A 4149-nucleotide genomic window follows, 5' to 3' on the forward strand; every position below is an offset into this window, starting at 1 on the left:
CGAGCCGGACCGGCACGAAGTCTGGCGCCGGAAAGCTCGCTGCCGTCGCGAACTTGCGCCGCCACACCGTAAGCAGCCCACGAACAACGCCATGACGCCGAGCGACCTCGGAAATATTGGCCCCTTCCTCCAAGCTCTCGGCCACGATCCGAGCCTTCTCCTCCGCTGTCCACTGCCGTCGTCGACGCTGCCCTGTGATCACCTCGATCCGACGATAGGAGCCGCCTTCCTGCCTGGCATCAAGCATGGCTTCATGCATGGCATCTGCCATTGCCCACCTCCAAAAAACAGTTATGCCAGGATGTATCGCAGCTCAGTCGCGCTATGCCCAGGTGGGGGCTCATGCCGGTTACACCGAAGCGTTATCATGGCAGAAGCATGAGGCGCACAAGATCGCCGAGCGCATCGGTGAGTGCCAGAAGTTCAGTGGTCATGCCGCCTTTCGAACGGCCGATGGCCTGGCTTTGAGTCCCCCTTTTGCACCCTGACCGTGGCCGGTGGCTCTTGACGATGGTGGCATCGACAATGGCGTACTCCATGTGAGGATCGTCGGAGACGGCCTCGAACGGTCGCTTCCAGACATCCGCCCTCGCTTAGTCGCGGAAGCGCGCGAATCCCAACTGACCCTAGTCCGTATTTCTCACGCGATTAAGCGCATCGCGGCAGCAACCAGCGAAAGTTTTTGCGACGACGATCTTCCAATGGTTCGAAAAGAGCCATTCTGCCGACCAAGCGTAGCGCAGAACCGGCACTGTGCACCGAGGGTTGAGGCAACGTTCGGGATCATGTCAGGATTTACTTGCCGCTCTTGACTATCCGGGCACCGCATTTCGTCATCCAAACAATGACCAATCCGAAGAGGGGCACCCAACATACTGCTTCCGCGAGATTGGATTCGAAGCCAACGATCTTTGCCGCGCTGTTGAAGCACCCCGCAACTCCGATAAGAATAAAAGCAAATCCTCCAAGCTCGCGAATTAGTCCGATTATCGAAACGATGCGCTGTCTGGCCTTCAGCTGCTTTACTGCACCTCGGCGCTTCGCCGCGAGATCAAGAGAACCCTGAATTTGTTCATTCCTCTTTTCCGACATGATCTGCCTCCGCACTTTGATGCTATTGATGGGTCATTCGTGTACCTGATCTCCGATACCGCTGTTCGCCCATTTTCGACGGGTAGAAAGCCCCGCCGGCAAGCCGAGATCTGATGGCGATGCCGCCTGGATCCTCGAGCTACTGGCGACCGCTTGCATTCAGCTTTTGACAGGGATGATGAGTGAACCGTCTCTCCAGGGTGGGCCCCAGCCCCGGCAGAGATAAGCAGGGCCGCCAGGCGTTGTGGCGGTTCGACGCTACTTGGCAATGTGCTCGAATATCATGGTTTAAGCCATCGTCCGAAAGTACCAGCTTTGTACCAAGTGACATAGCAACAGGCGGTACATCGGGCCCGTTGCGCCAATGCAAACTGCTTGGTACCAAGATCGAAATTTCGAACGGTGCATTGATCTAGGGTAGGTGGCGTGCCTACCACGGTTATCAAACGGAGGAGAGAATGTCGCTGCATGCTCAGATTCAACACACTCCGGAACACAAACTTTCGCACGATAGTCTGCGGACTTTTCTCGATGAGTACCACGCGGAACTGCGTAAGGTTCAGGCAGTCGAGCAGGAGTGCCGGGAGAAGCGCGTCGTGGTGATGACGCTTCTGCTCAAAGAGCTGGAGCTACGTGGTTTCAATGCCGAGCAGCGCGAGGCCGCGCTCTGGGCGTTCCGCAATAGCTGATTAAGCGCTCCGCATGGTGGCGGCCACCGCACAGGCGGCCGCCACCATGCGCGCAAAAGAGAGTTCCTACCAGGTCCCCCCGCAGGAGCGTCCAATGCCGAACAAGCGGATCCTTGTCATACTGCCGGTGAACAATCCGGGGCACGGCGACGATGTCATGCAGGAGTTGGCATCAGCCGTCGCCCCCGACTTTGAGCTCGTGATCCGGCGGCTGTCCGAGGGTACCCCGTTCATCGAGAGTCGCCACGATGAGGCGGTCAATGCCGCACCGATCATCGAGCTCGCAAAGACGGCCGAGCGGGAGGGCTTCAGCGGGGTCTTCGTGAATTGCTTTGGTGAGCCCGCGGTCGATGTCGTACGTGAGCTGGTGACGATTCCGGTTGTCGGCGGGTTTCGGCCGGCGGTACTAGCCGCGAAGCTCGTGGCGCAAACCTATTCGATCGTCACTATTACCAGGAGCGTCGCGCCGATCATCCGCGGTCTAGCCGCCTCGTTCGGTATCGAGCCAGTGTCAATCCGCGACATAGGCATGCACGTTGTCGAGCTGCACGACAAGGAGCAGCTCGTTCGCAAGCTCCTGGACCAGTGCATGCAGGCGATCGCCACGGATGGTGCTGAGGCCATCGTGCTCGGCTGCACGGGCATGATCGGCGTATCGGAGACCATTGCCAGTGCGCTGGCGGCGGCCGGAAGGCCCGCCCCGGTGATCAATCCGGCGAGATCAGCCATTACCTTCCTGCAAGCGCAGATCCGGATGGAGGTCAGCTCGAGCCGCCTCACTTATGCTAAGCCGATGGACATGCGGGAGCTGATGTTCCGTCTGCATCATCATGGTCAGCACGTCGAGCCACAGCTCCAGTCCTGAAGGGCGGGCACATCCACGGGCGGCATAAAGATGCCGACGTAGTGCTTGCCTTGGACGCACGGGAAACCCAATCATGACGCATTTCGTGTCGGATACCTACAACATCGTAGCCGGGCAGGTCTTTCAGCGACACTATGAATTGCCGATTCGCGCCCATGCTGAGAGGCATACCTTCTTCGCGATGCTGGGCGATATTACCGGGATGTCAGTGCTTGATCTGGCCTGTGGAGAGGGTTGGTACCCACGACAGATGAAGGCGCAGGGCGCCAAGCACGTAACCGGTATCGATCTCTCGGAGAATTTGATCAATTTTGCCCGGTTCCGCGAGCGTGAGGATCCGTTCGGCATTGAGTATCGTGTGGACGACATCACTCGGCTCGGGCAGATCGGCGAGTTCGACTTGGTGACGGCGCAGCTGATGTTCAACTATGCGGCATCGCCTGCACAGTTTCAGGGTATCTGCCAGGCAATCGCGGTGAATCTGAGGCCGGGCGGCCGTTTCGTCAGCATCGGATTCAACCCCTTCATGAGCCCGGCGGCCCCGTCAATGCGGAAGTATGGCGTAAATCTCGCGCTGCACGACCCGTTGCGCAACGGGGACGGAATCAAGGGGCAGATCTATCTAGACGAGGGTGATACGCCAACGCTCGAAATCAGCCACTACTACTGGGAGCCGGCCACCTACGAATCAAACTTGCGCGCCGCCGGTATGGTCACTGTCGAATGGCATCCAGCGGAGATCTCGCCCGATGGGCTTCGGGACCTCGGCTCGGACTATTGGGACGACTTTCGCAAATTCCCGTTCCTCATCGGCATCAGCGCAATAAAGGCGTGACGCCAGCGTGGTGAACGCAGCAAGAGCCACCGTCGTGAACGCGCAACATCACCGCGGGCGAAGGAAGTGTCGGTGGATCAGCCCGCCGGCCGCACCTTCGACATGGTGGTGGTTTGCCAGCGCATTGAGATCCTACAGCCGTCTCAGCTCTACGATGCGCCGTTGCACCTCGAAGGCATGCAATACAACACCTGAGGTCACCGAGCGAAATATATCGTGATACTCCGCTAAAGCCCTCGGGACCTTCAGCGCTCGGTCTCACGTACTCAACAGCAAATGTCTCGTTTCGCGGAATGGCCATGGGCCTGCGGCCTGAACATCTGAAGTCGACCGTGAAGAAATCCCAAGCCATTGATTTGGAATCCAGAAGCGGCGTTTTGCGGCGATCGGATTTGCCGGGAAACGAGCGTGTAGAGCGGGATTCCTTGCGAACTTGATTTGTGATTCACTCGGCATTGACTGCTTTGGCGAGGGGATGAGATGCGACCGCGGGAACGGAGCGAGACGGGAGAGCAGGATCTGTTCCGCTCCCGGCTCGATCAGATCATCGACATGAAGCATCCGCTGGTTACGCTCGCTCGGACGGTAAATTGGGGCTTCCTGGAGGAGCGGTTCGGCGAGATTTACGACGATGATCCCGGCCGGCCGCCGTTGCCGACGCGCTTGAT

General features: G+C 58.7%; 6 protein-coding genes and 2 pseudogenes. 5 read left to right on the top strand and 3 right to left on the bottom strand.

From position 1 onward, the window contains the following. The 3 genes and pseudogenes from K288_RS0142650 to K288_RS0142660 all read right to left on the bottom strand — a co-directional run. Positions 1–208, bottom strand: a 208-nt coding sequence (locus tag K288_RS0142650) for a transposase (RefSeq protein ID WP_244443484.1), incomplete at its 3' end; no start/stop codon positions are given. A 196-nt stretch (positions 209–404) separates the two neighbouring features. Next, positions 405–527 (bottom strand): annotated as a pseudogene (locus K288_RS53960) (IS5/IS1182 family transposase); the annotation flags it as partial. A gap of 268 nt (positions 528–795) precedes the next feature. Then, entirely contained in the window at positions 796–1092 is a 297-nt protein-coding gene (locus K288_RS0142660) for a hypothetical protein (protein ID WP_027584786.1), read from the bottom strand. 458 nt (positions 1093–1550) lie between these two features. On the opposite strand from K288_RS0142660, the gene K288_RS0142665 reads away from it, so the two are divergent. The 5 genes and pseudogenes from K288_RS0142665 to K288_RS0142685 form a co-directional block, all read left to right on the top strand. Next, positions 1551–1781 (top strand): hypothetical protein, encoded by a 231-nt coding sequence (locus tag K288_RS0142665; protein WP_027584787.1) that lies wholly within the window; start codon positions 1551–1553, stop codon positions 1779–1781. A gap of 94 nt (positions 1782–1875) precedes the next feature. After that, positions 1876–2646 carry an aspartate/glutamate racemase family protein gene (locus K288_RS48950; protein WP_160169088.1) on the top strand — a complete coding sequence of 257 codons (771 nt, stop codon included), beginning with the start codon at positions 1876–1878 and terminating at the stop codon, positions 2644–2646. A gap of 73 nt (positions 2647–2719) precedes the next feature. Continuing rightward, positions 2720–3481 (top strand): class I SAM-dependent methyltransferase, encoded by a 762-nt coding sequence (locus tag K288_RS48955; protein ID WP_051335060.1) that lies wholly within the window; start codon positions 2720–2722, stop codon positions 3479–3481. A 72-nt stretch (positions 3482–3553) separates the two neighbouring features. After that, entirely contained in the window at positions 3554–3676 is a 123-nt protein-coding gene (locus tag K288_RS55625; protein WP_256378897.1) for a hypothetical protein, read from the top strand. A gap of 285 nt (positions 3677–3961) precedes the next feature. Next, positions 3962–4149: pseudogene (locus K288_RS0142685) on the top strand (IS5/IS1182 family transposase); the annotation flags it as partial.

Source organism: Bradyrhizobium sp. Ai1a-2 (assembly GCF_000426245.1).
In the GTDB taxonomy this organism is placed as follows: Bacteria; Pseudomonadota; Alphaproteobacteria; order Rhizobiales; family Xanthobacteraceae; genus Bradyrhizobium.

Coding starts and splice junctions, on each gene's coding strand:
- K288_RS48955 (WP_051335060.1), top strand. CDS start 2,720: ATGACGCATTTCGTGTCGGATACCTACAACATCGTAGCCGGGCAGGTC.
- K288_RS0142660 (WP_027584786.1), bottom strand. CDS start 1,092: ATGTCGGAAAAGAGGAATGAACAAATTCAGGGTTCTCTTGATCTCGCG.
- K288_RS48950 (WP_160169088.1), top strand. CDS start 1,876: ATGCCGAACAAGCGGATCCTTGTCATACTGCCGGTGAACAATCCGGGG.
- K288_RS0142665 (WP_027584787.1), top strand. CDS start 1,551: ATGTCGCTGCATGCTCAGATTCAACACACTCCGGAACACAAACTTTCG.